The sequence below is a fragment of the Janthinobacterium sp. HH104 genome, from assembly GCF_001758715.1.
Lineage (GTDB): Bacteria > Pseudomonadota > Gammaproteobacteria > Burkholderiales > Burkholderiaceae_D > Janthinobacterium > Janthinobacterium aestuarii.
Genome location: NZ_LRIB01000023.1, coordinates 216,568 through 241,191 on the forward strand (window position 1 = coordinate 216,568; position 24,624 = coordinate 241,191).

Consider the following 24,624-nt stretch of genomic DNA (forward strand, 5'->3'; position numbering starts at 1 on the left):
TTCGGAGCGCGGCCGCAGTTTCGGCGGCGCGCTGTTCAATTAGTCTTGTACGACCTGGTCCAGGGATTTACCCGTCAAGGCAGTGCGCACGCTGCGGTCCATGCGGCGCGAGGCAAAATCCTCGGTGCCGTCGGCGAGCAGCTCGATCGCCAGCTTCAAGGCCTGATGGTCGATGGCGCCGCTTTGCGATTGCACGATGGCATCGCGCACCTTGTTCATCAAGCCGTCGACGGTGACGCGCTCGGCGTCATCGAGCAAGCCGCCGTCTTCATCGAGCGCCGACTGCGTGGCCAGCAGGATGCGCTCCGCTTCCACCTGCTCTTCGCGCAGCGCGCGCGCCACCATGTCGACGTCTGCCGACGTGTACGAGTCCTGCAGCATGCGCGCGATGTCGTCGTCGCCCAGGCCGTAGGCCGGCTTGACGCTGATCGATGCTTCCACGCCCGAGCGCAGCTCGCGCGCCGACACGGACAGCAAGCCGTCCGCATCGACCTGGTACGTGATGCGGATGCGCGCGGCGCCCGCCACCATCGGCGGAATGCCGCGCAATTCAAAACGCGCCAGCGAGCGGCAATCACTGACCAGTTCGCGCTCGCCCTGCAGCACGTGCACGGCCAGGGCCGTCTGGCCGTCCTTGAATGTCGTGAATTCCTGCGCACGGGCGCACGGTATGGTCGAATTGCGCGGGATGATTTTTTCCACCAGGCCGCCCATGGTTTCGATACCGAGCGACAGCGGAATCACGTCGAGCAGCAGCCAGTCGTCGCCGGCGGCGCGGTTACCGGCCAGCAAGTTGGCCTGGATGGCCGCGCCCAGCGCCACCACTTTATCGGGGTCGATGTTCGCGTGCGGCGTCGTGTGGAAGAATTCACTGACGGCGCGCTGCACGTGCGGCATGCGCGTAGCGCCGCCCACCATCACCACGCCGTCGACGTCGTCCGCGTCCACGTTCGCATCGCGCAAGGCTTTCTTGATGGCGTTCATGGTCTTGGCGACCAGGTGCTGCGTCATGGCGGCAAAGTCGGCAGCCGTGATGCGCAGGTGGATTTCTTCGCCCGAGTTCAGCTTGGCGTCGATCGTCGTTTCCGGCTTGGTCGACAGCAGTTCCTTGATCTCGCGCGCTTTCACCATCAGGATGGCCGTGTCTTCGTCCGACAGCGGTGCCAGCTTGGCGTGCTCGCTGATCCAGCAGAACAGGCGGCGGTCGAAATCGTCGCCACCGAGGGCCGAATCGCCGCCCGTGGACAGCACTTCAAACACGCCCTTGCTCAGCTTCAGGATCGAGATGTCGAAGGTGCCGCCGCCGAGGTCATACACGGCGTACACGCCTTCGGACGCATTATCGAGGCCATACGCGATGGCAGCAGCCGTCGGCTCGCTCAAGAGGCGCAGCACGTTGATGCCGGCCAGCTGCGCCGCATCTTTCGTTGCCTGGCGCTGCGCGTCGTCAAAATAGGCGGGCACGGTGATCACGGCGCCGACCAGGTCGTCGCCCAGCGAATCTTCCGCACGCTGGCGCAAGGTGGCGAGGATTTGCGCCGACACTTCGACGGGGCTTTTCACACCGGCCACGGTTTTCAGCTGCACCATGCCAGGCGTGTCCTGGAAATCGTAGGGCAGGTTTTCCGCGTAGGCGATGTCGGCCAGGCCGCGGCCCATGAAGCGTTTCACGGACACGATGGTGTTCTTCGGGTCGGTCGTTTGCGCGGACAGGGCCTTGTAGCCGATGTTCGCGTGGCCATTCGGCAGGTAGCGCACGACGGACGGCAGCAGGGAGTGCCCTTCCTCATCGTTGAGCACCTCGGGAATGCTGTTACGGACGGTGGCGACCAACGAATTGGTGGTGCCCAGATCGATGCCGACGGCCAGACGGTGCTGGTGCGGCGCGGTCGACATGCCTGGTTCGGAGATTTGCAGAAGTGCCATTGTATTCGTGCCTCGATTAATTTTTTGCGTGATGCGGTTGATGCCTGTCGCGCATTATAAGACGCGCGCCAGACTGGCGCTTGGCACGCCGGTCAAGCTATCCGGAGATCAGACTTCGATCGCCTCATAGGCAAAACGGACTTCCTCGCCGAATTTGTCGAGGAACATCAGGGCGCGCACGCTTTGCGCAGCATTCACATAGTCGGCGGCGTCGAGCTGGGCCGCCACCTGGGCCAGCAAGGCCTTGCGTTCGCCGCGCAGCTGGCGGTCCAGGGCGTCGAGCGCGTCGGCATCCTTGCCTGCGCGGGCATCGCCCAGCTCTTCGCGCCACTCCATCTGCTGCATCAGGAAACTGACGGGCATGGCCGTGTTCGATTCCGTCTGCAAATCGACGCCATTGAGTTCGCACAGGTATTGCGCGCGTTTTTGCGGGCTTTTCAGGGTTTGGTAGGCTTCATTGGCGCGCGTGGCCCATTGCATCGCCACGCGCTTTTCAGCGCTGCTGGCGTTGATGAAGCGGTCCGGGTGGACCTTGCCCTGCACGTCGCGGTAGGCTGCGTCGAGCGCGCTCATGTCGAGCGAGAACTGCGCCGGCAACTGGAATAATTCGAAGTGGTTTTGCATAATGGTCAGTGGTCGCTGTACCTCAATCGATGGGTACAGCGCACCGACCGGGGTCTTGCCAGCTGTTTAAATCCTGAAGGACTCGCCGCAGCCGCAGGCGTCTTTTTCGTTCGGATTGTGGAACTTGAAACCTTCGTTCAAGCCTTCGCGCGCGAAATCGAGTTCCGTGCCGTCGATGTAAGGCAAGCTTTTCGGGTCGACGAAGACTTTCACGCCGTGCGATTCGAAGACGCTGTCTTCGGCCGCCGCTTCATCGACATATTCGAGCTTGTAAGCCAGGCCCGAGCAGCCAGTGGTCCGCACGCCGAAGCGCAAACCCATGCCCTTGCCGCGCCGTTCGATATAACGGTTGATGTGCTTCGCCGCTTTTTCGGTCAGTGTGATCATGTATTTCTCCGTAACTGCCCCGGCCTCGCGGCTGGGGCGGGCTACCAACGTTTAAGCTGCTGCCGGGTGACGGGTTTGATAATCCAGTACGGCCGCCTTGATGGCATCTTCCGCCAGGATCGAGCAGTGGATCTTCACTGGCGGCAGGGCCAGTTCTTCGGCGATCTGCGTGTTCTTGATGGCCAGTGCCTGGTCCAGGGTCTTGCCCTTGACCCATTCCGTTACCAGCGAGCTCGACGCGATGGCCGAACCGCAGCCGTAGGTCTTGAATTTCGCATCTTCGATCAGGCCATCGGCGCCGACCTTGATCTGCAGTTTCATCACGTCGCCGCAAGCAGGCGCGCCGACCATGCCGGTGCCGATGGTTTCATCACCCTTGTCGAAAGCGCCCACGTTGCGCGGGTTTTCGTAGTGATCGAGTACTTTGTCCGAGTAAGCCATTTTGATGCTCCTTTAATATTCTTGCCGGCCCCGTCAACAGGGGCCACGGTGTTGGTTAGTGGGCTGCCCATTGAATCGAATTGATGTCGATTCCGTCCTTGAACATGTCCCACAGCGGCGACAGTTCGCGCAGCTTGTGTACTTTCGATTTCAGCAGGTTCACGGCGAAGTCGATGTCTTCCTCGGTCGAGAAGCGGCCGATGGTGAAGCGGATCGAGCTGTGCGCCAGTTCGTCGCTGCGGCCCAGGGCGCGCAGCACGTACGATGGTTCCAGGCTGGCCGAGGTGCAGGCCGAACCGGACGACACGGCAATATCCTTGATCGCCATGATCAGCGACTCGCCTTCGACGTAGTTGAAGCTCACGTTCAGGTTGTGCGGCACGCGGTGATCCATGTCGCCGTTGATGTAGACTTCTTCGATCTCCTGCAGGCCCTTGGCCAGACGGTCGCGCAAGGCCTTGATGCGGCCGATTTCGCTGTCCATTTCTTCCTTGGCGATGCGGAACGCTTCGCCCATGCCGACGATCTGGTGCGTCGGCAGGGTGCCCGAACGCAGGCCGCGCTCATGGCCGCCACCGTGCATCTGCGCTTCCAGGCGCACGCGCGGCTTGCGGCACACGTACAGGGCGCCCACGCCTTTCGGGCCGTAGGTTTTGTGCGCTGTGAAGGTCATCAGGTCGACCTTGGTCTTTTGCAGGTCGATGACGACCTTGCCCGTCGCTTGCGCGGCGTCGCAATGGAAGATGATGCCTTTCGAGCGGCAGAACACGCCGATCTCGTCGATCGGCTGGATCACGCCGATTTCGTTGTTCACCAGCATGACCGACACGAGGATGGTGTCCGGGCGCACGGCCGCGGCCAGCTGCTCGACGGTGATCAGGCCGTTGTCCTGTGGTTCCAGATACGTCGCTTCAAAGCCGATGCGTTCCAGTTCGCGCACGGTGTCGAGTACCGACTTGTGCTCGGTCTTGACGGTGATGATGTGCTTGCCCTTGGTCTTGTAGAACTGTGCCGCGCCCTTGATGGCCAGGTTGTTGCTTTCCGTCGCGCCGGAAGTCCAGATGATTTCGCGCGGATCGGCGTTCACCAGGGCCGCCACGTGGCCGCGTGCCTCTTCCACGGCTTTTTCCGCCGTCCAGCCATACATGTGGCTGCGCGATGCCGGATTGCCGAACTGCTCGCGCAGGTAGGGAATCATCTGGTCGGCGACGCGGGGATCGATCGGCGTGGTGGCCGAGTAATCCATGTAGATCGGGAAATGCGGTGCGGTTTCAAAGTGCACTTGGCCTACGTTTTTTTCTGGGGCGTTCATCAATAACTCCTGCAATCAGCAACTTAGTATTTTGTAATATTCAACCGATGGCGGCGTGGTTACGATGCATCACCATCACGCTTTGTTCGGCAATCTTTTGTCTCTGCTGGTCGACCAGGTCCTGCAAGGACACAGAATCCAGATAATCGACCATTTTTTCGTTGAGTGTGGACCACAATTCATGTGTCATGCAGCGCGCACCCGTGGCCGCGTCGGCGCCGTGGCAATGTTCCTTGCCGCCGCACTGCGTGGCGTCCAGCGGTTCATCGACGGCGATGATGATGTCGGCCACCGTCACCTTGTCCGCACGACGGGCCAGGCTGTAGCCCCCGCCGGGACCGCGGATCGATTCGACGATCTCATGGCGGCGCAGCTTGCCGAACAGCTGTTCCAGGTAGGACAGGGAAATCGACTGGCGCTGGCTGATACCGGACAAGGTGACCGGACCTTTACCCTGGCGCAGGGCAAGATCGATCATCGCAGTCACGGCAAAACGGCCTTTTGTAGTCAGACGCATACATCCTCGGTTCAACTAGTTTAAAATATTGCGGCTTTTCAACTTCTCAAACCCTGAGTAGTTGAATGATTTAGTCAAGTATAACAAATTCGGCGGGGTTTGTCAGAGCGCCCCTCGATGACCACAGGGCTGGCAGGGGCATGGCCGGCCGCGCCGGGCGCGGCGGCATCAGGAAAACAACAGTACCGCTCAAGCACGTAAAGCGCTGCGCACTTTCATCAACTCAAAACCGAGCAAGTTCAAGCCGTCCCAGCTGGCGGGGTCCAGGATGCGCGGATTGTCCGACGCCAGGCCCACGCCCCAGATGCGGTCGACGGGACTGGCTTCGACGATGACCCGCTCGCCCGTGCCCAGCAAGAACTTGCGCAGTGCGGCCTTTTGCGAGAACTTGGCAAAGTTGCCATCGAAGACGATACCGGCGCGCGCCGCTTCCCACACCTTGGCGTCAAAGTTCGCCACTTCGCGCCCCAGTTTTTTCACTTCCGACGGCCGCGCGGCCGCCACGATGCGCGCCTGCACGGCCGTGTCGCCAAACAGGGCCGCCTTTTGCGCCATCATGTAGTGCTCGGCCGTCGCATACGTCACGCCGGCCAGACTGAAGGGCGACGGGAACCACTGGCTGAAGCAGCTTTTGTCGGGCACCTGCGGCTGCGCCGGCGTGTGGCCCCAGAAATACAGATAGTCGGGCACGCCGCCTGCCGCGATCCACGCCTTCAATTCTTCCACGTTACTGATTTGCATATTCCCCGCACTTCCGCCAGATGGCGTCAATTCAATCTCAAGCACGCAATAGTTGCATCGGGCCAAACAAGGCCTGCATGTCACGATTGCCGATAAAGGACAGATTATACGGATGTTCCGCCGTCACCTGCGGCAACGATGCCGCCACCGGCAGGCGTTTGATGAGCTCGGCAATCTTGCCCCACAACACCAGTTGCGGCAAGGCCGCCCCGCCCTGCCGCGCCAGCGCTTCGAGCACCACCTGCAGGAAAGGCAACCAGCCGCGCGCATCCTGCACAGGCGGCACATGAGCACGGAACACCAGCGCCGCGTTGAGCAGCAAAAAGCCCTGCTCCGTCATCTTGCGCTGCAGGTCGGGCAAGGTCTGGATCACGCCGCTGCCCGGCAATTGCGCGGCAGCCGCCACGGGCGCCATGGCTACGCCGGACGTGTCGCCGCCCTGCAGCTGGCCATCGGCCACCAGCAGCATCTTCATGAAGTTGCGCAGGGACGTGGCGCGGTTGACGGGCTTCGACAGCCCCGTGGCCGACCACAGACTGCCGACGGCGCCATCCATGAAGCACACGCCCGTGGCACTGTCGGCGCGCGGATACGGCCCCTCGCCCACCAGCACGTAGCGCACCTGCGCCAGCGGCAGGGCAAAGGCGGCGAACAGCCGGCCCTGCGTGGGCAGGTAATCGTCGGCAGCCAGCGCCGGCAGGTAGGCGGGATCGGCCGCCATCACGGCGTCCAAGCCGCGTAGCAGGATGGGACGCCAGGAAGCGTGCGCCAGGGACAGGGCATCGGTGATGCTGGCAGGAACGGTTGTTGCAGTCATGGCGCGTGAAATATTTGGGCAAACGCAAATTGTAGCGCACCGGTACGCCTGCATTGTTGAATGCGCCCCCCCCCACATCTCACAGCAATACCAATATAGCAACAACAGTATCAAAAATTGCACTCCATCTGCGCCAATCGAGGCCGGCAATGCTAGACTGGTTTCCTTGGAACTTGAGCCACATCAAGAAATAGTGCTTACCGGATTCTTCCATCCACTAACGCTCATTGCGCCTGGGCAAGTTCTCAACACACTGCCCTGTCCATGCCCTGTCCCTACCTCACACGATTGCGCGCCGCGATGCGCTTGCCCTGCCTGAGCTTTCTGCTATGGCTATGCTGCAACGCCCCCGTCCATGCGCAAGACCTGACGGAGATCAGCGCACCGCGTTTTGCGCCAAGGCAAGTGCTGGTACTGTATTCGCTGGGCAGCGACGCCTCCTCGCAGTGGCAAACGCTGATCCACAAGGGCATGAGCGCCGAACTGGCCAACGAGAACTGGCGCCTTGCGCCCGGCATCTATGAGGAGCGGCTCGATTCCGTGCGCGTGGGCGAGCAGCCTGCCGTAGCCGGGCTGGAAACCTATCTGCAAACCAAGTACAGGATGGTGCAGTTCGACGCCATCATCACGGAAAACTACCTGGCGGCCCAATTCCTGAGCCAGCATCCAGCGCTGTTTCCCGGCGTGCCCCGCTACTATGTGAATCAGGGACGGCAGGACTGGGTACCTGCCGACGGCGTCAATCTCGACGTGCGCCACGATTTCGGCAAGGCCGTCGCCGTCATGCTGCAAGTGACGCCTGGACTGCGCCATATCGCCATCGTCGGCGACGGCAGCGCACGCGGCCAGGCGTGGATCGCCGCCATCCGCGCCGCCATCGCGCCCTACCAGGACAGGCTCAAGGTCGAGTTCTGGGATCACCTGAGCCAGGAAGAGTTGTGGCGCCGCACCGGCACGCTGGGCGAGGGCAGCGCCATCTACCTGCTGCCCGTCTACCGCGACGAACTGGGGCAGCGCACGACGCCGCCCGTCATGGCGCGCGACCTGGCCTCGCGCAGCGCCGTGCCCATTTTCACCAGCGTGGAGTCGCTGATACTGCCCGGCGTGGTGGGCGGCTATGTCATCAGCGGAGAGAAAGTGGGACGCACCATTGCGCGCATCCTGCTGGGCAGAACGCCCGACCCGGACGGCATGCAGGCGTATATCTTCGACGATGCCGCGGTACAGCGCTTCGGCTTGCGCAACCTGCCCGGCGAGGCGCGCATCCTGAACCGGCCACAGGGCGTATGGGCGCAATATCACTGGCAGATCATCGCCGGACTGTCGCTGATCGCGCTGCAAGCGGCGCTGATCACGGCCCTGCTGCTGGCCCAGCGCAGCCGCCGCGCCAGCGTGGCGGCCCTGCATGCGGAGCGCGACATGCTCGAGGAACGGGTCTTGCAGCGTACCCTGGAACTGCTGGTGGCCAACTCCCGGCTGGAGCAGCAAGCCACGACCGACCCGCTGACGGGCCTGGGGAACCGCCGCATGATGACCCTGCGGCTGACGGAGGAGCTTGAGCGCGCCCAGCGCTTTGGCCACACGCTGTCGCTGCTGATGATCGATATCGACCACTTCAAGCGCATCAATGACGGCCATGGCCACGACGCGGGCGACCGCGCCATCGCTGCCGTCGCGCAAGTGCTGCGCAGCGTCACGCGGGGCATGGATACGGCGGCGCGCTTCGGGGGCGAGGAATTCGTGCTGCTGATGCCGGAGACGCCGCTGCCGGTGGCGCTGGAAGCGGCCGAGCGCCTGCGCCTGGCGGCGGCCAGCTTGCGCGTGAAATGCGATGATGGCCAACTGGTCAGCCTGACCATCAGCATCGGCGTGACATCCAATACGCCGCAACCGACCGCACCAGCCAGGCGGGAAGCGGACCACTTGACCGATCTGCTGATCCGCGCCGACCAGGCCCTGTACCGCGCCAAACATGGCGGACGGGACAGGGTTGAGTGGAGCTGAACCCGCTCCCCTTATTGACCTGATGCCCTATTCGGCGTCAGGCTGCTGCGACGGATGGGCGGCCGCAAACGCGGGCAAGCCGGCGCAATGCGCGTGGATGCGCGCCACGCGCGGGTATGGCGCCAAGTCGATGGCGAAGCGCTGCGCATTGAATACCTGCGGCACCAGGCAGCAATCAGCCATCGTCGGACTGTCGCCATGGCAGAACAGGCCCGTGCCGGCCGGATCGCCCTGCGCCAGCAGCGCTTCCACGGCCGCCAGTCCCTCGGCCATCCAGTGGCGGTACCACTCCTGTTTGGCCTCGTCCGACAGCCCCAGAGTGTTTTTCAGGTATTTCAGCACGCGCAGATTCGTCAGCGGATGGGCATCGCAGGCGATCGCCAGCGCCAGCGCGCGCACCCTGGCGCGTCCCAGCGCGTCCGCCGGCAGCAGCGGCACGGCTGGCCGCGTCTCTTCAAGATATTCAAGCATCGCCAGCGACTGCGTCAGGATGGCGCCGTCGTCGTCGAGCGCCGGCACCAGGGCCGACGGGTTGACGGCGCGGTAGGCGGGCAGCAGCTGCTGTCCGCCATCCTGCAGCAAATGCACGGGGATGCTGTCGTAGGCGATGCCTTTGAGATTCAAGGCGATGCGCACGCGGTAGGCAGCCGAACTGCGGAAATAGGTGTACAGCTTCATGGGCCTCCCCTCAGGCGCGGCCGGCGTACAGGGCCACAGTCTGCTCGATGCTGCCGAAGATGCTGGCGCCGGCCGCGTCGCGCATCTCGATGCGCACCGTGTCGCCGAACTTCAGGTAGGCCGTTTTCGGCGCGCCGTGTTCGATGGTTTCATACATGCGCACTTCGGCCAGGCAGCAGTAACCGACGCCGCCGTTCTCGATGCTCGAGCCAAACAGGTTGCCCTGCTTGTTCGACACGGTGCCGGAACCAACGATGCTGCCGGCACCCAGTTCGCGCGTCTTCGCCGCATGGGCGACCAGCTGGGCAAAATTGAAGGTCATGTCTTCGCCCGCATTCGGCTTGCCGAACGGTTTGTCGTTGAGGTCCACCAGCAGCGGCAAATGCAGCTTGCTGTCCGCCCAGTCGGCACCCAGTTCGTCCGGCGTGACGGCGACCGGGGAAAACGCGCTGGCCGCCTTCGACTGGAAGAAGCCGAAACCCTTGGCCAGTTCGCCCGGGATCAGGTTGCGCAAGGAGACGTCGTTGACCAGCATGACCAGGCGAATGGCTTTTGCCGCGTCGTCCACGCCGGCACCCATGGCCACGTCGCCCGTAATCACCGCCACTTCCGCTTCCAGGTCGATGCCCCACTCTTCGGACAGGGCGAAGATCGGGTCGCGCGGGCCAATGAAACTGTCGGAGCCACCCTGGTACATCAGCGGGTCCGTGTAGAACGAGGCCGGCACTTCCGCGTTGCGCGCCTTGCGCACCAGTTCCACGTGGTTGATGTAGGCGGAACCGTCGGCCCACTGGTAGGCGCGCGGCAGCGGCGAGTGACACAGCTTTGCATCAAACGGCTGCGCGTCCGGCGCCTTGCCCGCGTTCAGGTCGGCGTAGGCCTGCTCCAGCTTTGGCGCGACCGCGTCCCAGTTGTCGAGCGCGGCCTGCAAGGTGGGCGCAATGGCGGCCACGCGCTGGTACTGGCGCAGGTCGCGGCTGACGAGGATCAGGGCGCCGTCGCGGCTGCCGTTTTTCAGGGTTGCGAATTTCATGGTGTTCCTTGTTCGGTGTATTTGTCAGAGAGTGTCGGTCCGGTGCGCTCAGGCGTCTGCCGGCGCGTGCATCCAGGCGGCGTGCTTGGGCGCGCGGCGCGTCTGCGACCATTCTTCCAGCATTTCCCATTTGACGGCGTCCAGTTTGGCCATCATCTCGGGCGTGCCCACGTTAGCCGCCAGCTCCAGGCGGTGGCCGTTCGGGTCGAAGAAATAGATCGACTGGAAGATGGCGTGGTTGACGGGACCGAGCACCTCGATGCCGCCGGCGACCAGGCGCTCCTTGGCGGCCAGCAGTTCCTCCATGCTGCCCACTTCCAGCGCCAGGTGCTGCACCCAGGCCGGGGTATTGCGGTCGCGGTCCATCGGCGGCTGCGTCGGCAGTTCAAAAAAGGCCAGCACATTGCCATGGCCCGCGTCGAGGAAGACATGCATGTACGGGTCCGGCGCCTTGGTCGACGGCACCAGGTCTTCGGCGATGGCGAGGACGAAATTCATGTTCAAATGCTTGACGTACCACTCGATGGTTTTCTTCGCGTCGATGCAGCGGTAGGCGACGTGGTGGATTTGCTTGATCTTCATGTGCTTGTCTCCAATGAATGGCGCCGTGGGCGCGTTGGCTGGCCTGTTTTTCAGCTTTTCACCATTAGAATCGAGTTACAGCTATCATACAAACAATTTTTAACCATTGATTTATCGGATTATCTTATGAGTCCCAGCCTGCGGCAAATGCGCGCCTTCGTGGCGCTGGCCAAGACCGGCAGTTTTACCCTGGCCGCCGAATACCTGCACGTGACGCAATCGGCCTTGAGCGGCTTGATCAAGGAACTGGAAAGCGTGCTGGGCGTACGCGTGGTCGAGCGCAGCACGCGCAAGACGCAGCTGTCGGAAATCGGCCGCGAACTGTATCCGCTGTTTGAAAAGATGATCGAGGACCTCGACGGCGCCATGGCCGGCATCGCCCAGCGCAAGGCCCTGAAAACGGGCATGGTGCGCATCGCCGCGCCGCAGATGATGGCGTGCACCCTGCTGCCGGAAGTAATCGCCGCCTATCGCCAGGCGCACCCCGACGTGCAGCTGCGCCTCGTCGACTGCCCTGTGGAGAATGTCTCGGCGCGCGTGTTCAGCGGCGAAGTCGATTTCGGCATCGGCCCCGAGCGCGACCCAACGGCGGAGATCGCCGCGCAAGCGCTGTTCGAGATGCCCTTCGTGCTGGTCTTCCCCGAGCAGCACCCGCTGCAGAAAAAGGAAAGGGTCACCTGGGCCGACGTGGGCGACTACCCGTTCATTTCGCTGCAGGGCCAGTTCACGGAACGCCTGCTGCGCGACATGCACGGCGCGTTTCGCGAACTGTCGCTCAACCCGTATAACGAAGTGACCTTCATGACGACGGCATTGGCCATGGTCAGCGCCAACCTGGGCATCACGGTCTGCCTGCCGTACGCGGAACCGATGGTGAAACTATATCAATTGCACATGCGCGCCCTGCACGAGCCGGAACTGACGCGGCGCTTTTTCGTCTACACGAAGACGGGCCGTTCGCTGTCGCCGGCGGCCGAAAGCTTCATGGCCTTCCTGTTCCGCTTTGTCGAGACGCACGAGTGGAACGTGGGAGCTGGCAGCGGCGCGGCACGCGACGCCCTGCCCGCAGGCGGCCCGGCTGGCGCCACTTTATAATGGCGCATCGCCCTTTGCCGCCTACGCCATGACCCAGCCTGCCCAGAATGACCTGTCCGCCATCGACGCCGCCACCATCGCCATCAACCAGCGCATGAACAAATTCGACGGCCATGCACAGGTCTGGCTGTTCGGCTATGGGTCGCTGATCTACAAGGCCGACTTCCCCTACATCGAACGCCGCCCCGCCAGCATCGCCGGCTGGACGCGGCGCTTCTGGCAAGGTTCGCACGACCACCGGGGCACGCCGATGGCGCCGGGCAGGGTCGCCACCATCGTGCCGCAGGCGGGCGCCGTGTGCGACGGCATGGCTTATCTGATCACGCCCGAAGTCTTCGCCCACCTCGACCACCGCGAAAAGAACGGCTACCTGCGCCTGGCCACCGACATCACCTTCGAGGACGGCAGCAAGGTCGAAGGCCTCGTGTACATCGCCAACGAGGAAAACGCCGCCTTCCTGGGCGCCGCCCCGGAACTGGACATCGCGCGCCAGATCGCCCGATCAATCGGCCCCAGCGGTCCGAACAGCGAATACCTGCTGCACTTGGCCAGCGCCTTGCGCGAGCTGGGCAAGAGCGATCCGCATGTCTTTGCCATCGAGCAACATCTGGCGCAGATGCAGGCACCTGCACAGGATAACGCTGCAGAATAATGCTACACGCTAGCGCTACACGTTAGCCCTACACGATAGCGCCGCAGCGCCTCCGCCCCATCAGCGGTAACGACGACTTAACTTGGCTTCACTTCTTAAAACAAATCCAGCTGTCCCGCATTGCCATTTTTCACTTTCGCGCCCAACGGCGGCACCATCAGAGGCCGGCGGAACTGCGTGCAATCGAGCTGCTTGAAGCGGCCGCTCTTGCCATGCAGCCCCAGCCGGTGCACGGCCTTTTCAAAGCGCTGGCGGATGAGGTCGGCCCACACGCCTTCGCCCCGCATGCGCGCGCCGAACGCGCTGTCGTAATCCTTGCCGCCCCGCATTTCGCGCACCCGGTTCATCACGCGCTGGGCCCGTTCCGGGAAGTGTGCTTCCAGCCATTGCTGAAACAGCGGGCTCACTTCCCACGGCAGACGCAGCACCACGTAATGGGCGTGGATGGCGCCCGCGTCGCGCACGGCTTCGAGCAGCTGTTCGATTTCCGGCTCCGTCACGAACGGGATGATGGGCGCGATGCTCACGCCCACGGGAATACCGGCCTCCGTCAGCGTGCGGATGGTGCGCAGCCGCCGCGCCGGAGCAGCCGCGCGCGGTTCCAGGGTGCGCGCGATGGCCGGGTCGAGCGTGGTGACAGTCACGGCCACGGCCGCCAGATGCCTGGCCGCCATGGGTGCCAGAATGTCGATATCGCGCTCGATCAGCGACGATTTCGTGATCAGCGCCACGGGATGGTCGCACTCCTGCAGCACTTCCAGCACGCGCCGCGTCAGCTGCCGTTCGCGTTCGCACGGCTGATACGCATCGGTATTGACGCCGAGGGCGATCGGTTCAGGCACATACGACGGCCTGGCCAGTTCGCGCCGCAAGAGTTCAGGAGCGTTCACCTTGGCGTAGATGCGGCTTTCGAAGTCCAGGCCCGGCGACAGGCCCAGATAGCTGTGCGTGGGACGGGCAAAGCAATAAATGCAGCCGTGTTCGCAACCGCGGTACGGGTTCAGCGAGACATTGAACGGCAAATCGGGCGAAGCGTTGCGCGTGAGGATGGTGCGCGCCTGCTCATCGCTGACCTGCGTCTTCCAGCCCGGCGCCCCCTCTTCCCCGGCCGCCTCATCCAGGCCGCCCACGCTCCAGCCATCGTCGAAACCGGCGCGCGCATGCACCTCGTAGCGCCCTTGCAGGTTCGAGACGGCCCCACGGCCCTTGTGAGCTTTCAGCGATTGCGGCGGCAGCATGGCTTGCCCGGCGAAGCTGTCATCGTGCTCTGGAATGATTGCTTTCATGAACGGCCCCATCAACTGTATATACGTACAGTATACTATGCCGCTGTCCGGCCAATATCAAGGGCTGCCATGGTGCTATTTCAAGCTTTTTCACCCTGCGGCATGACATAACTCAACTGCTGCGCGACAAAACCGTCAAATGCCGTGATCAGGGGAACGAAGCGGGCCGCGTCCTGCTCCAACTGCATCAAGGCATAGCACGTCGCTTCCAGGCTCGATAACTGGTCTGGCGCGTGCGCCTTGCGGATCAGGTAATGGGAAGCGGGCGTATCGCGCAGTGGCAGGCGCGGCAGCTGTTGCAACGGGGGATTCATATATAGCATCTTGCGGCTCTTGCGCCAGGTGGCGTCTAGCACCACCAGCCGCAATTGGCTGGGATCGAGCAAGATGGCGGGGTCGAGCACTGGCGGCGGCGCGATGCCCAGCGAGCGGTCGCCTGGCGTATCCGGGTACAGCAGCACATTGTGCTTGCCGGCCAGCAGCCCGGCGAGAACATCGGGGGCAAACTGTTCGCCCGTCAGCATGCGGCTGTTGGGCAGGCTCAGGTGCAGCAAGCGGGCGCTGCCCTTGGCATTGTGGACTTCCAGCGGATGCTGCAGGATCAGCACTTCCACCGCATGGGAAACGGGGGCGATCCAGCGGCAGATGCAGCTGGACACGGCGCGCAGGCAAGCCGGGCAGCGCGCCCGTTTGGCGGGTTCAGCCAAGGAGGAGGATGCAGCGGATCGGCTGGCGGTATGGCCGACGGTATTACTGGACGGATGGCTGGGGATACGGCGGGTGGTCATGGCGGAGCGCGTTCGCGGCTGTCTTCAAGCCGCGATTGTAGCGCCCGCGCCATGCCAAGGGGAATTTGCGCTTAAAACTCTTCCCACTCGTCGACGCCGGATGCCACCGGTGCCTTCGGCGCGCGTGCACGCACAGCGTCCGCTTGCGCCGCCTTGCCCGGCGCGGGTGCCGCCACGGCTGGCGCCGGCGCGCGGTGCCTTGCTGGCTGCATGGTGGGCCTGGTGACAGGTCGCGTCGCAGGTCGCATGGCAGCTGGTGCGGATGCCGTCACGGACGGGCTGGCATTGGCCGACACATAGTGCTGCGTTGCATCGAGTTTGAACAGGCCCACCACGTCGGCCAGCTTGGCCGCCTGTTCCTGCATGGATTCGGCCGCTGCAGCCGCTTCTTCCACGAGGGCCGCGTTTTGCTGCGTCACCTGGTCCATCTGGCCGATGGCCTGGTTGACTTGTTCGATGCCGGTGCGCTGTTCATCGCTGGCGTCGGTGATCTGGTTCATGATCTGCGTCACATGGCTGATGCTTTGCACGATCTCGTCCATGGTGCGGCCCGCCTTGTCCACCAGTTGCGAACCGGCTTCGACCTTTTGCACGGAATCGTCGATCAAGCCCTTGATTTCCTTGGCCGCCGCGCTCGAACGTTGCGCCAGGTTGCGCACCTCGGAAGCGACGACGGCAAAACCACGGCCCTGCTCGCCGGCCCGGGCCGCCTCCACGGCCGCGTTCAAGGCCAGGATATTCGTCTGGAAGGCGATGGCGTCGATGACGCTGATGATATCGACGATCTTGCGCGAGGAATCGTTGATCGAGCCCATGGTGCTGACCACTTCCGATACCACCACCCCGCCCTTGCTGGCGATCTGCGAGGCGTCGATGGCCAGCTGGTTCGCGCTGCGCGCATTGTCGGCGTTGAGTTTCACGGTGGAGGTCAGCTCTTCCATGGAAGACGCCGTTTCTTCCAGCGAACTGGCCTGCTCTTCCGTGCGCGACGACAAGTCCAGGTTGCCGGCGGCAATTTCGCTCGACGCCGTGCTGATCGATTCGGTGCCGGCGCGCACCTGGCCGACGATGCTCACCAGCTTGTCGTTCATGTTTTTCAGCGCGTGCATCAATTGCCCCGTTTCATCGCGGCTTTCCACGACGATATGACTGGTCAGGTCACCAGCGGACACGGCTTCCGCCACCTCGACGGCACGCGTGATCGGGCGGGTGATCGAGCGTGTAATCCAGTACGCGCAGGCGATGCCGAGCAAGATGGCGACCACGCCCAGCGAGATCAGCAGCAGACGGCCGCTTTCATAGCGCGAACGGATTTGCGCGGCTGATTCATCGAGCAACTTGGCCTCCAGCAGTTCCAGCTTCTTCAGCGACGCCAGGTAGATGTCGCGCTTGACGCCCATATCGCCTTCGTACAGGCGCTTGCCCAGTTCAAGATCGCCCGCATTCTTGGCCTTGAACACATTCTTGCGCACTTCCGTGTAGGCCTTGCGCGTGCTCAGCACTTCCTGGTACAGCGCTTGCTCTTCAGCGTTCAGCTGGCTCTTGCCGATGTCGTTCTGGATTTCCGTCGCGCGTGCGGACGAGACCGCCATTTCCTTTTCAAACTGTTTCTGGTGTTCAGGATCGCTGACTTTCCAGGCGGCCGCCGTGCGCGCCGCGTTCACCTCGATGACCTTGGTCCATTCACCGATCAGGCGCTCGTTGCGCACCTTGACGTTGACGAGCGCATCGGTCTCCTTGCTGGCGCTTTGCATCTGCACGATGCCCACCACGGTCAAGGTCGTCAACAGAAGGAGGACGGCGGCAAAACCGCCACCAAGACGTACGCCGATTTTGAGGTTCTTCATTGCGTGATTCCAATCTGAAAAAACGATGCACAGACGCCACGAAACCGATTTACTGCTACGTATCAATATAGCAGGCATCTGCCGTGCGGCAATCACGAGAGGTGGCGCAACGTTATCCACGCCACCGGAATGGCAGCGCGCCGCAGCGCACTACTTTGGAGCAGATTGTGAGTGAATCAGAGTGGCATTGCAAGAAATAACATGCAGAAAAGCAACAGCCAGAAGGTGGTATGCCGCCACGAACGGGCGGCAGGCAAGCAGTGTCAGTTTTGCTTCACGTAGATCAATTTTGTCGTATCGAAACCCAGGCCACCGGCTTTCTCGATCAGGCGCTGCTGCAAGGCAGGGTCCATGGTTGGCGTGCGCGACAGCAACCAGAAGTAGGATTTGTCGGGGCCGCTGATCATGGAATAGCTGTAATTTTGCTGGTCGAGGTCGAAGACGATGTAGGAACCATAAAAGGGGCCGAAAAACGACACTTTCAGATAGCCCACGTCTTTCTTGTCGACGAAATACGCCTTGCCTTCCGCGTCCTTCCAGACAGCGTCCGCATCCTTGTAGCCGCGGTTGAGCACTTTCAGACCGCCATCCTGACGCAGGCTGTAGTCAGCCGTCACATGGCTCAAGCCCCGTTCGAACGAGTGGTCGAGGCGCGCGATCTCATACCACTTTCCCATATAGCGGGTCGTGTCGAAGTTGCTAACTGGCACAATATTCTCGGGCCGGCCCACGCAGCCGGCCAGCACAAGCACACACAGGAACAGCAGTTTTTTCATGTTTTTCTCCATCGGGTGAAATCAGGGTGGCAAGGTCAGGGTTGCAGCGCGCGATCGACGATGCGGCGGATCGCGCCATTGTTTTGCATGCGCACGATGGCGGCATTAAATTGTTCGATAAAGTCATCGCGATACGGGTAGGCGGCAGGCCGGCGCTCCGTAAAGCCCAGGTGTCCCTGCTGGCTGGCCAGCTGCGCCGTTTCCTGAATCGCCTGCATCGGCGTGCCCGGCGGTTCCTCGCGCCGGATGCGCTGCAATTCCCACTGCGCCGACAGGCGGTCGCTGACATAGCAATCGATACGTCCACGCATCAGCTTGAGCAGATTCGTGCGCGTGCCCTTGGCCGTATCGAACACGATATTGGCCGCTTGCACGGCTGCAGTCTGCTTTGCATCGCCCAGCAAGAAACCCGCGTTCACGCCGATGTGCAAGCCGCTGTAATCGGCGGGCCACTGCCGCAGCGTGCGTTTGGCCAGCACCTCCTGGTTGCACAGCACCACCAGCTGCTCCATCAGCAGCGGCACGGAATAGCGCACGTACGGCCGCTCGCTGCGCCATGAATACGGCGGATACAGAGCAAACGCCTCGCCCGTCTGCAGCATCAGCACGCCCCGCTTCCAGGGTACGGGGCGCAGCTGCACCGCATACTGCGGCATCGATTGCACGGCTTCGCGCACGATCTCCGTATAGATGCCTTTCATCTGGCCGTTGTCAACGTAGGAGTACGGCGGATAATCATCGTCGCCATAGATCACCAGCGGCGTCGGCCCCTCGGCCCGCGCGCCGGCAGCGATGAACAGGCACAGCGCGGCAGGCAGGATGAGCATTCTGGACATGCGCGAAGAGTAGCATGGAAGGAGAAAACGCCATCACCCGTTTGCGCTGTTCGTGCCCAGCATTTCGTCGAGCTGCGCCATGGTGCTTGAATCCTTCACGACGGCGCGCAGCCACAGGTGCAGCGGCAGCTCGCCCCAGCTGGCGGCCTTCTCGGCCAGGTAGGCGACGGGGCTGTGCGGCTCCGTGCGGCGGAAAAAATCGGCCACCTGGCGCAGCTGGGCCAGCGCCTGCTGGCGCTGCACGATGGCGCCCCCGCCCCCGCTGGCGCCCTGGCCGGCGGTGGGCGGCGCGCCGGCAAAGTCCGCGCCAGGCGACAGCGGCGCGATGAAGTGAATGGCATTTTCCAGCGCTTCGCGCGCGGCGCGAAAACTCGGGCCATCAACACCAAAACGCGCATCGACGCTGCGTTCGAACGCCAGCAGCGACTGCATGCAGTATTGCGCGTCGGCCAGCAAGCCGTCGGAAAAGGCGCGTGTGTTCCTTTGCCGCGCCGCCTCCATCTGCGCCAGGGTCGCCCCTTCGTCGTGGCGCGTATCGCCCCAGCCCTGATCCGCCGCGCCCTGCGCCAGGCTGGCCGCCGCGCGCTGGCGCGCCACATCGAAATCTTGCAGTGCATACAGGCCGTCGGCGCCATCGGTCAGCGGGATCTCTCGCACTAGTTGCGGCGTGCGCGACAGCAGCCAGAAGACATTGCCGATGCGCTGTTCCTGATCGCCCTCTTCCGCCGGCGGGTACAGGCCATCCCAGTAACGCTCGCACAGGCCGGCCAGCAGCGCGTAGCCATCGCCCAGGCCACGGAAGTGGCGCGTTTTCGCGTGCGCCTCGGCCAGCCACACGGCCACGCGCAAATCCTTGCTGTGCGTGGCGATCAACTGTTCGCAGCGCGTCGCCACGAACGGCCAGTCCGCCTCCTTCAACGCCGTCACCCACTCGCCCTGGTCCAGGCTCGGGTCATCGTGCTGGCGCGCGCGCGCGATGGCGTCGAGCTCCTGGCTGAAGGTGATGTCGCCACCGCAGGGACTGACGGCGCTGACGGGATGCAGCAACTGCTCCAGATTGAACATGGCGCTCTCCGGAAAGTGGATTATCGGATCGTGTACTTGAACTGCCCCTGCTTGTTCGCGCTGATGCGTATCGACGCGACCGGCTCGCCTTCGGCCATGCGCGCCAGCACAGCTTCGGCGATTGCCGGCAGCAGGCTGCCGTTGAGGATCTGGTCGACATTGCGCGCGCCCGAATCGACCTCGGTACAGCGCGCCAGCACGGCGTCGACCAGACCCGCGTCATGGCTGAACTGCGCCTGATGGTTGCGCGCGATGCGCTGCCCGATGCGCGCCAGCTTCAGGTGAATGATCTCGGCCAGCACCGCGTCGTTCAGGGGATAGAACGGCAGCACCTTCAGGCGCCCCAGCAAGGCTGGCTTGAAGTGCGCCACCAGTTGCGGGCGCACCAGTTCTTCCAGCGCGGCCGGCGTGGGCAAGTCCTGCGCGACCCGGTTCAGGCAGGCGGCCATCATGGCGCCAGACCCCAGGTTCGAGGTGGCGATGATGATGGTGTTGCGAAAATCGACTTCGCGCCCTTCCGCATCATCGAGCACGCCCTTGTCGAACACCTGGAAGAACAGCTCCAGCACGTCGGGGTGCGCTTTTTCCGCTTCATCGAGCAGCACCACGCTGTAGGGCTGGCGCCGCACGGCTTCCGTCAGCACGCCGCCTTCGCCATAGCCGACATAGCCGGGCGGCGAGCCTTTCAGGCCGGCCACGCTGTGCGCTTCCTGGTACTCGCTCATGTTGATGGTAATGAGCTTGCGCTCGCCGCCATACAGCAGGTCGGCCAGCGCCAGCGCCGTTTCCGTCTTGCCCGTGCCGGACGGCCCCGTGAACAGGAACACGGCTTGCGGCTTGTTCGGGTCGTCCAGGCTGGCGCGCGCCGTGCGCACGCGCTGCGCCACCGCCGCGATGACGTGATCCTGCCCCAGCACCCGCTCGCGCAGCGCCCCGTCGAGGGTCAGCACCGTGCGGATCTCGTCCTTGAGCATTTTCCCCAGCGGGATGCCGGTCCAGCCGGCGACGATGCCGGCCACCACCTGCGCATCGACTTCCAGCGGCGACAGCGGCGCTTCTCCCTGCAGCGCCGACAATTCTTCCTTCAGCGCCAGCAGGCGCGCCGCGCCGACCTCGCCCGGCCGCTCGCCGCGCAGCTGCGCGCGCAAGTCGCCGATCTGCGCCACCAGCGCCTTTTCGCGCTCCCAGCGCTGCGCCAGCGCCGCGATCTGCGTCTGTCCTTCCTCATGCTCGCGCCGCAGCTGCGTCAGGCGCGCGGCACCGGCTTTATCGGGCACTTCGCCATCGGCCGCCTCGCGGCTCAAGGCGGCGATTTCCGCGCCGATGCGTTCCTGGCGCCGGTGCGCGTTCTCCAATTGCGCCGGCGTGGCGCACTGGCCCAGCGCCACCTTGGCGCATGCCGTATCGAGCACGCTGATGGCCTTGTCGGGCAGCTGGCGCCCGCTGATGTAGCGGTGCGACAGGCGCACCGCCTCGACGATGGCGGCGTCGCGCACGCGGATGCCGAAATGGCGCTCCATCAGCGGTGCCATGGCGCGCAGCATGGCGCAGGCGATATCCTCGCTCGGTTCTTCCACCTTCACCACCTGGAAGCGCCGCGCCAGCGCCGCATCCTTTTCAAAATACTTTTTGTACTCGCTCCAGGTGGTGGCGGCGATGGTGCGCAAGGCGCCGCGCGCCAGCGCCGGTTTCAGCAGATTGGCCGCGTCGTTCTGCCCCGCCTGGCCACCGGCGCCGATCATCGTGTGCGCCTCGTCGATGAAGAAGATGATCGGGTGCGGGCTTTTCGTCACCTCGTCGACAACATTCTTCAAACGGCTTTCAAACTCGCCCTTCACGCTGGCGCCGGCCTGCAGCAAGCCCATGTCGAGCGCGTGGATGTGCGCGCCCTGCAGCACCTCGGGCACGTCGCCTGCAGCGATGCGCAAGGCCAGGCCTTCCACCACGGCCGTCTTGCCCACGCCCGCCTCGCCCGTGAGTATCGGATTGTTCTGGCGCCGGCGCAGCAGGATATCGACGGCCTGGCGTATCTCCGTCTCGCGGCCGATCACGGGATCAAGCTTGCCGTCGCGCGCCAGCTGCGTCAGGTCGGTGGTGAACTGGTCCAGCGCCGGGGTTTTGCTGGCCAGGGCCGCAACAGGATCATCACCTGTGTCGGCAAGCCGCGGCACTGCCGCGCTTTCCTCTTCACAGGAGCCGGCCGCCAGCTTGTCCGGATGGTGCTTTAATTGCTCTACGCTGAAGCGGGCGAACAGCTTCGAACCGCGGTAGGCGAGCTGAGACAGTTCCGGCTCCGTCAGCAGCGCCAGCAACAGATGGCGGCTGCGGATGGGCCCTGGCTGCGCCGTGTCCAGCGAGGCGATCAGCCAGGCGTGCTCGAACAGCAAGGGCAGATGGGGAGAGAACACGGGCGTGCGCGCGCTGCCCGTGCGGAAGCCGCCAATCTCGCGGCGCAGGTCCGCCTCCAGCGCCGTCAGGCTGATTTCGCTGCGGCGCGCGATGGTGACGAAGTCGCTGCGCTCCTGTTCCAGCAACGCCAAAAACAGATGCTCGATATCGACTTCGTACTGTACCAGTCCCACGCAGATGGCGGCCGCGCGGGTGGCGGCCGTGCGCGCCGTGTCATTGAGTTTGGCGATCAGGGTTTTCAGATTAGTGCTCATGCGGCGGCTCCCTTGCGGTTGATCGAATAGCGCAGCGACGATGGCTGCAGCACGGCGTCGAAATTGACCGTCTCGCCGCTGGCCTTCACGGCCAGGGTGCCGCTGATGACGAAGCCGACCCGGTTGATGGCGCCCGCTTCGCGTTCCAGGCGGGCGCGCACATTGCGCAATCGCGGTTCGTGGCGTTCGATGGCGGCCTTCAGCGCGGCGCAGATGCGGGCGCGGTCATCGCTGCTGGACAAGCACATGCCGGCGAAATCGATCAGGCCATAGTTGACGATGGAGGCCGCGCATTCCGGATAGGCGTCGAGTGCGCCGGGCGGCAGGGCCACGCGCGTGTTGAGCAGCTCTTCCAGATCGCGCGCCACCGCATCCTTCAATTGTTCCAGCGACAGGCGCACCGCCACGCCGCCCGCCGCCGCACCGCCGTCGCCCATCAGGCGGTCGAACAGGCCAGGTACATAACTGTCCATGCGCTCTCCTGAAATGTCGGCGCGGCGCGCGGGCGAAGGTGGCCGCCGCGCGCCGCTCACCATGGATCAAGCCACGCGGTTCGCGGCCAGGTCCCAGCCGCCAGAGGTATTGCCGCCGGCGCCGCCCGTCACTTTCTGCTGCGTGTATTTCCACTTCACTTTCGAGAACTTGAAGCCGACGTGTTCACCGAGGATGTCTCCCTCTTCCACGTTCGGCGTGACAGCGCCAATCAGCACATTCTCGATTTCGATTTCAAAGTACTTGACGCGCTCGCCCTGGCCGTCGGCGCGCATGAATTCGAAGCGCGCCTTGGGGATGGTCTTGCCGGCCGAGCAGGTCTGCAGCAGCACCGGCGAGGCCAGGTCGGCCAGCTTGGAGATGACGATATCCTTGTGCTCGCAGCGTTCGGCCGTGTGGCCGCCGCCCGTCGACGCGGTGGCGGACTTCGGCTGTTCGACGCTCCAGCTGACCGATTTGCACTCGATCCAGTCCTTGTGCTTGTCATCGGTGGACTCGCCCTTGATGCCGTCTATCTGCAGATATACATCGATTGCCATGGTGTGCTCCTGTGGTTGAAAGATGGGTGAATCAGGAATTGGTCGACTTCGGCAACTCCGCGACCAGTCGGAGCGAAACGGATAATTCATCAAGCTGGAAGTGCGGCCGCAGGAATGACACGGCGCGGTACACGCCGGGCCGGCCCGGCACTTCGTGCACCTGCACGGACGCCTCGCGCAGCGGGAACTGCGCTTTCTGTTCCTGGCTGGCGTTATCGTCGAGCAGCACGTACTGCATCAGCCAGCGGTTCAAAAAATCTTCCACGTTGGAGGCGGCGGCAAAGCTGCCGATCTTGTCGCGCATCATGGCTTTCATGTAGTGGGCGATGCGCGAGACGGCGAAGATGTACTGCAGCTGCGACGACAGCACCGCGTTCGCATTGGCCGCGTCGCTGTTGTACTTGCGGCTTTTCTGCGCCGACTGTGCGCCGAAAAACGCCGCATATGCCGTGTTCTTGCAGTGCACCAGCGAGATGAAGCCCAGGTCCGACAATTCCTTTTCACGGCGGTCGGTGATCGCCACTTCGGCCGGGCATTTCAGGGCCACGTCGCCCTCGTCCGTCTTGAAGGTGTGGGTCGGCAGGTCGTCCACCAGGCCACCGCCCTCCACGCCGCGGATGGCGGCGCACCAGCCGTAGTCGGCAAAGGCGCTTGTCAGCTTGCAGCCGAACGCATATGCGGCGTTACACCACAGGTATTTGTGATGGTCGCTGCCGTCGACTTCCTCGACAAAATTAAAACCTTCGACCGTCGTGCCATCGACGGGATTGAACGGCAGCCGGCCCAGGAAGCGGGGCAAGGTCAGGCCGACGTAGCGCGCGTCTTCCGATTCGCGGAAGGCTTTCCATTTCGCGTATTCGATGGTGTCGAACACCTTGGCCAGGTCGCGCGGCTTGCCCAGGTCACCGTAGCTTTCCAGGCCAAACAGTTCCGGCGCGGCCGAGGCGATGAACGGCGCATGCGCGGCGGCCGCGACGTGCGATATCTGCTCGACGAAATAGATGTCTTCCGGCTGGCGCGAAATGGCGAAGTCGCCCAGCAGCGCGGCGAATGGCGCACCGCCGAAGGTGCCGAATTCCTCTTCATACACCTTCTTGAACATGCTGCTCTGGTCGAACTCCAGCGCGGCCTGGAAATCCTTCACCAGTTCGCGCTTGGTGGCGTTGAACATGCGGATCTGCAAACGCGTGCCCGTATCGGAATTGCCGACCAGGTAGCGCAGTCCCGTCCAGCTTTGTTCGAGCTGCTGGAACGGCGCCGCGTGCATGATTTCGCTGAGCTGGGCCGAGATCAGGCGGTCGATCTCCGCCACGCGCCCGTCCAGCGTCGCCGACAGGCTGCTGGACATCAGCACCGTGCCATCGAGCACCTGCGCCACCAGCTCGGAGATCAGGTCACGCGCGCGCGCATGTTCGGCGCCGGACTTGGCGACGCGGCTTTGCTCGACGATCTGGTCCAGCAAGTCGGTGGCGGCCGGCGCATTGGCGGCCGATACTGCAAGGGCTTCTGCCTGGGCGCTCATC

24 protein-coding genes are annotated in these 24,624 nt (G+C 63.5%); 3 read left to right on the top strand and 21 right to left on the bottom strand.

What is annotated here, in order from left to right:
* Positions 1-39 precede the first annotated feature (39 nt).
* From hscA to JAB6_RS08250, 8 genes are all read right to left on the bottom strand, one after another.
* Complete coding sequence (gene hscA, locus JAB6_RS08215; protein WP_070302222.1) at positions 40-1,926, bottom strand: Fe-S protein assembly chaperone HscA; 1,887 nt, start codon at positions 1,924-1,926, stop codon at positions 40-42.
* 108 nt (positions 1,927-2,034) lie between these two features.
* Positions 2,035-2,550 (bottom strand): Fe-S protein assembly co-chaperone HscB, encoded by a 516-nt coding sequence (gene hscB, locus JAB6_RS08220; RefSeq protein WP_035820574.1) that lies wholly within the window; start codon positions 2,548-2,550, stop codon positions 2,035-2,037.
* Positions 2,551-2,616: 66 nt separating this feature from the next.
* Positions 2,617-2,937: an iron-sulfur cluster assembly protein IscA gene (gene iscA, locus JAB6_RS08225; protein WP_034750079.1), complete on the bottom strand. Its 321-nt coding sequence runs from the start codon at positions 2,935-2,937 to the stop codon at positions 2,617-2,619.
* Between the two features lie 51 nt (positions 2,938-2,988).
* The gene (gene iscU, locus JAB6_RS08230; protein WP_034779562.1) at positions 2,989-3,378 is read right to left on the bottom strand and encodes a Fe-S cluster assembly scaffold IscU; all 390 of its coding nucleotides are present in this window, start codon (positions 3,376-3,378) and stop codon (positions 2,989-2,991) included.
* A gap of 55 nt (positions 3,379-3,433) precedes the next feature.
* Positions 3,434-4,660: an IscS subfamily cysteine desulfurase gene (locus JAB6_RS08235; protein ID WP_290125711.1), complete on the bottom strand. Its 1,227-nt coding sequence runs from the start codon at positions 4,658-4,660 to the stop codon at positions 3,434-3,436.
* Between the two features lie 70 nt (positions 4,661-4,730).
* The gene (gene iscR / locus JAB6_RS08240; RefSeq protein WP_034750086.1) at positions 4,731-5,207 is read right to left on the bottom strand and encodes a Fe-S cluster assembly transcriptional regulator IscR; all 477 of its coding nucleotides are present in this window, start codon (positions 5,205-5,207) and stop codon (positions 4,731-4,733) included.
* Positions 5,208-5,396: 189 nt separating this feature from the next.
* Positions 5,397-5,948, bottom strand: a complete 552-nt coding sequence (locus tag JAB6_RS08245; protein WP_070302226.1) for an NADAR family protein — start codon at positions 5,946-5,948, stop codon at positions 5,397-5,399.
* A 37-nt stretch (positions 5,949-5,985) separates the two neighbouring features.
* Positions 5,986-6,765, bottom strand: coding sequence for a uracil-DNA glycosylase (locus JAB6_RS08250; RefSeq protein WP_070302228.1), 780 nt, complete (start codon positions 6,763-6,765; stop codon positions 5,986-5,988).
* Positions 6,766-7,029: 264 nt separating this feature from the next.
* On the opposite strand from JAB6_RS08250, the gene JAB6_RS08255 reads away from it, so the two are divergent.
* A complete protein-coding gene (locus JAB6_RS08255) occupies positions 7,030-8,769 on the top strand; it encodes a GGDEF domain-containing protein (protein WP_254671518.1) in 1,740 nt (579 codons plus the stop codon).
* Positions 8,770-8,796: 27 nt separating this feature from the next.
* On the opposite strand, the gene maiA is transcribed toward JAB6_RS08255, so the two are convergent.
* The 3 genes from maiA to JAB6_RS08270 are packed head-to-tail and all read right to left on the bottom strand — an operon-like array spanning position 8,797 to position 11,062.
* A complete protein-coding gene (gene maiA / locus JAB6_RS08260) occupies positions 8,797-9,447 on the bottom strand; it encodes a maleylacetoacetate isomerase (RefSeq protein ID WP_070302230.1) in 651 nt (216 codons plus the stop codon).
* 10 nt (positions 9,448-9,457) lie between these two features.
* Positions 9,458-10,480 (bottom strand): fumarylacetoacetate hydrolase family protein, encoded by a 1,023-nt coding sequence (locus JAB6_RS08265; protein WP_070302231.1) that lies wholly within the window; start codon positions 10,478-10,480, stop codon positions 9,458-9,460.
* 48 nt (positions 10,481-10,528) lie between these two features.
* Positions 10,529-11,062: a VOC family protein gene (locus JAB6_RS08270; protein WP_070302233.1), complete on the bottom strand. Its 534-nt coding sequence runs from the start codon at positions 11,060-11,062 to the stop codon at positions 10,529-10,531.
* Positions 11,063-11,188: 126 nt separating this feature from the next.
* Here JAB6_RS08270 and JAB6_RS08275 point away from each other — a divergent pair, with 126 nt between their 5' ends.
* Positions 11,189-12,157: a LysR family transcriptional regulator gene (locus JAB6_RS08275; protein ID WP_070302235.1), complete on the top strand. Its 969-nt coding sequence runs from the start codon at positions 11,189-11,191 to the stop codon at positions 12,155-12,157.
* A gap of 61 nt (positions 12,158-12,218) precedes the next feature.
* The gene (locus JAB6_RS08280) at positions 12,219-12,809 is read left to right on the top strand and encodes a gamma-glutamylcyclotransferase (protein WP_139143325.1); all 591 of its coding nucleotides are present in this window, start codon (positions 12,219-12,221) and stop codon (positions 12,807-12,809) included.
* 95 nt (positions 12,810-12,904) lie between these two features.
* On the opposite strand, the gene JAB6_RS08285 is transcribed toward JAB6_RS08280, so the two are convergent.
* The 10 genes from JAB6_RS08285 to tssC all read right to left on the bottom strand — a co-directional run bounded on the left by JAB6_RS08285 (position 12,905) and on the right by tssC (position 24,623).
* Entirely contained in the window at positions 12,905-14,047 is a 1,143-nt protein-coding gene (locus JAB6_RS08285) for a PA0069 family radical SAM protein (RefSeq protein ID WP_070302321.1), read from the bottom strand.
* Between the two features lie 128 nt (positions 14,048-14,175).
* Positions 14,176-14,802 carry a tRNA-uridine aminocarboxypropyltransferase gene (locus JAB6_RS08290; protein WP_070302238.1) on the bottom strand — a complete coding sequence of 209 codons (627 nt, stop codon included), beginning with the start codon at positions 14,800-14,802 and terminating at the stop codon, positions 14,176-14,178.
* 152 nt (positions 14,803-14,954) lie between these two features.
* Positions 14,955-16,730, bottom strand: coding sequence for a methyl-accepting chemotaxis protein (locus JAB6_RS08295; RefSeq protein ID WP_070302240.1), 1,776 nt, complete (start codon positions 16,728-16,730; stop codon positions 14,955-14,957).
* A 263-nt stretch (positions 16,731-16,993) separates the two neighbouring features.
* Positions 16,994-17,506 carry a lipocalin family protein gene (locus JAB6_RS08300; RefSeq protein ID WP_070302242.1) on the bottom strand — a complete coding sequence of 171 codons (513 nt, stop codon included), beginning with the start codon at positions 17,504-17,506 and terminating at the stop codon, positions 16,994-16,996.
* 35 nt (positions 17,507-17,541) lie between these two features.
* Complete coding sequence (locus tag JAB6_RS08305; protein ID WP_083292605.1) at positions 17,542-18,342, bottom strand: ABC transporter substrate-binding protein; 801 nt, start codon at positions 18,340-18,342, stop codon at positions 17,542-17,544.
* Between the two features lie 33 nt (positions 18,343-18,375).
* The gene (tssA, locus tag JAB6_RS08310; RefSeq protein ID WP_070302246.1) at positions 18,376-19,407 is read right to left on the bottom strand and encodes a type VI secretion system protein TssA; all 1,032 of its coding nucleotides are present in this window, start codon (positions 19,405-19,407) and stop codon (positions 18,376-18,378) included.
* 20 nt (positions 19,408-19,427) lie between these two features.
* A complete protein-coding gene (gene tssH / locus JAB6_RS08315; RefSeq protein ID WP_070302248.1) occupies positions 19,428-22,070 on the bottom strand; it encodes a type VI secretion system ATPase TssH in 2,643 nt (880 codons plus the stop codon).
* Positions 22,067-22,543: a type VI secretion system baseplate subunit TssE gene (gene tssE, locus JAB6_RS08320; RefSeq protein ID WP_070302250.1), complete on the bottom strand. Its 477-nt coding sequence runs from the start codon at positions 22,541-22,543 to the stop codon at positions 22,067-22,069. The genes tssH and tssE overlap by 4 nt, the downstream gene beginning before the upstream one ends.
* 66 nt (positions 22,544-22,609) lie before the next feature.
* Positions 22,610-23,101 carry a type VI secretion system tube protein Hcp gene (locus JAB6_RS08325; RefSeq protein WP_034750126.1) on the bottom strand — a complete coding sequence of 164 codons (492 nt, stop codon included), beginning with the start codon at positions 23,099-23,101 and terminating at the stop codon, positions 22,610-22,612.
* 31 nt (positions 23,102-23,132) lie between these two features.
* Complete coding sequence (gene tssC, locus JAB6_RS08330; RefSeq protein WP_070302252.1) at positions 23,133-24,623, bottom strand: type VI secretion system contractile sheath large subunit; 1,491 nt, start codon at positions 24,621-24,623, stop codon at positions 23,133-23,135.
* Position 24,624 lies beyond the last annotated feature (1 nt).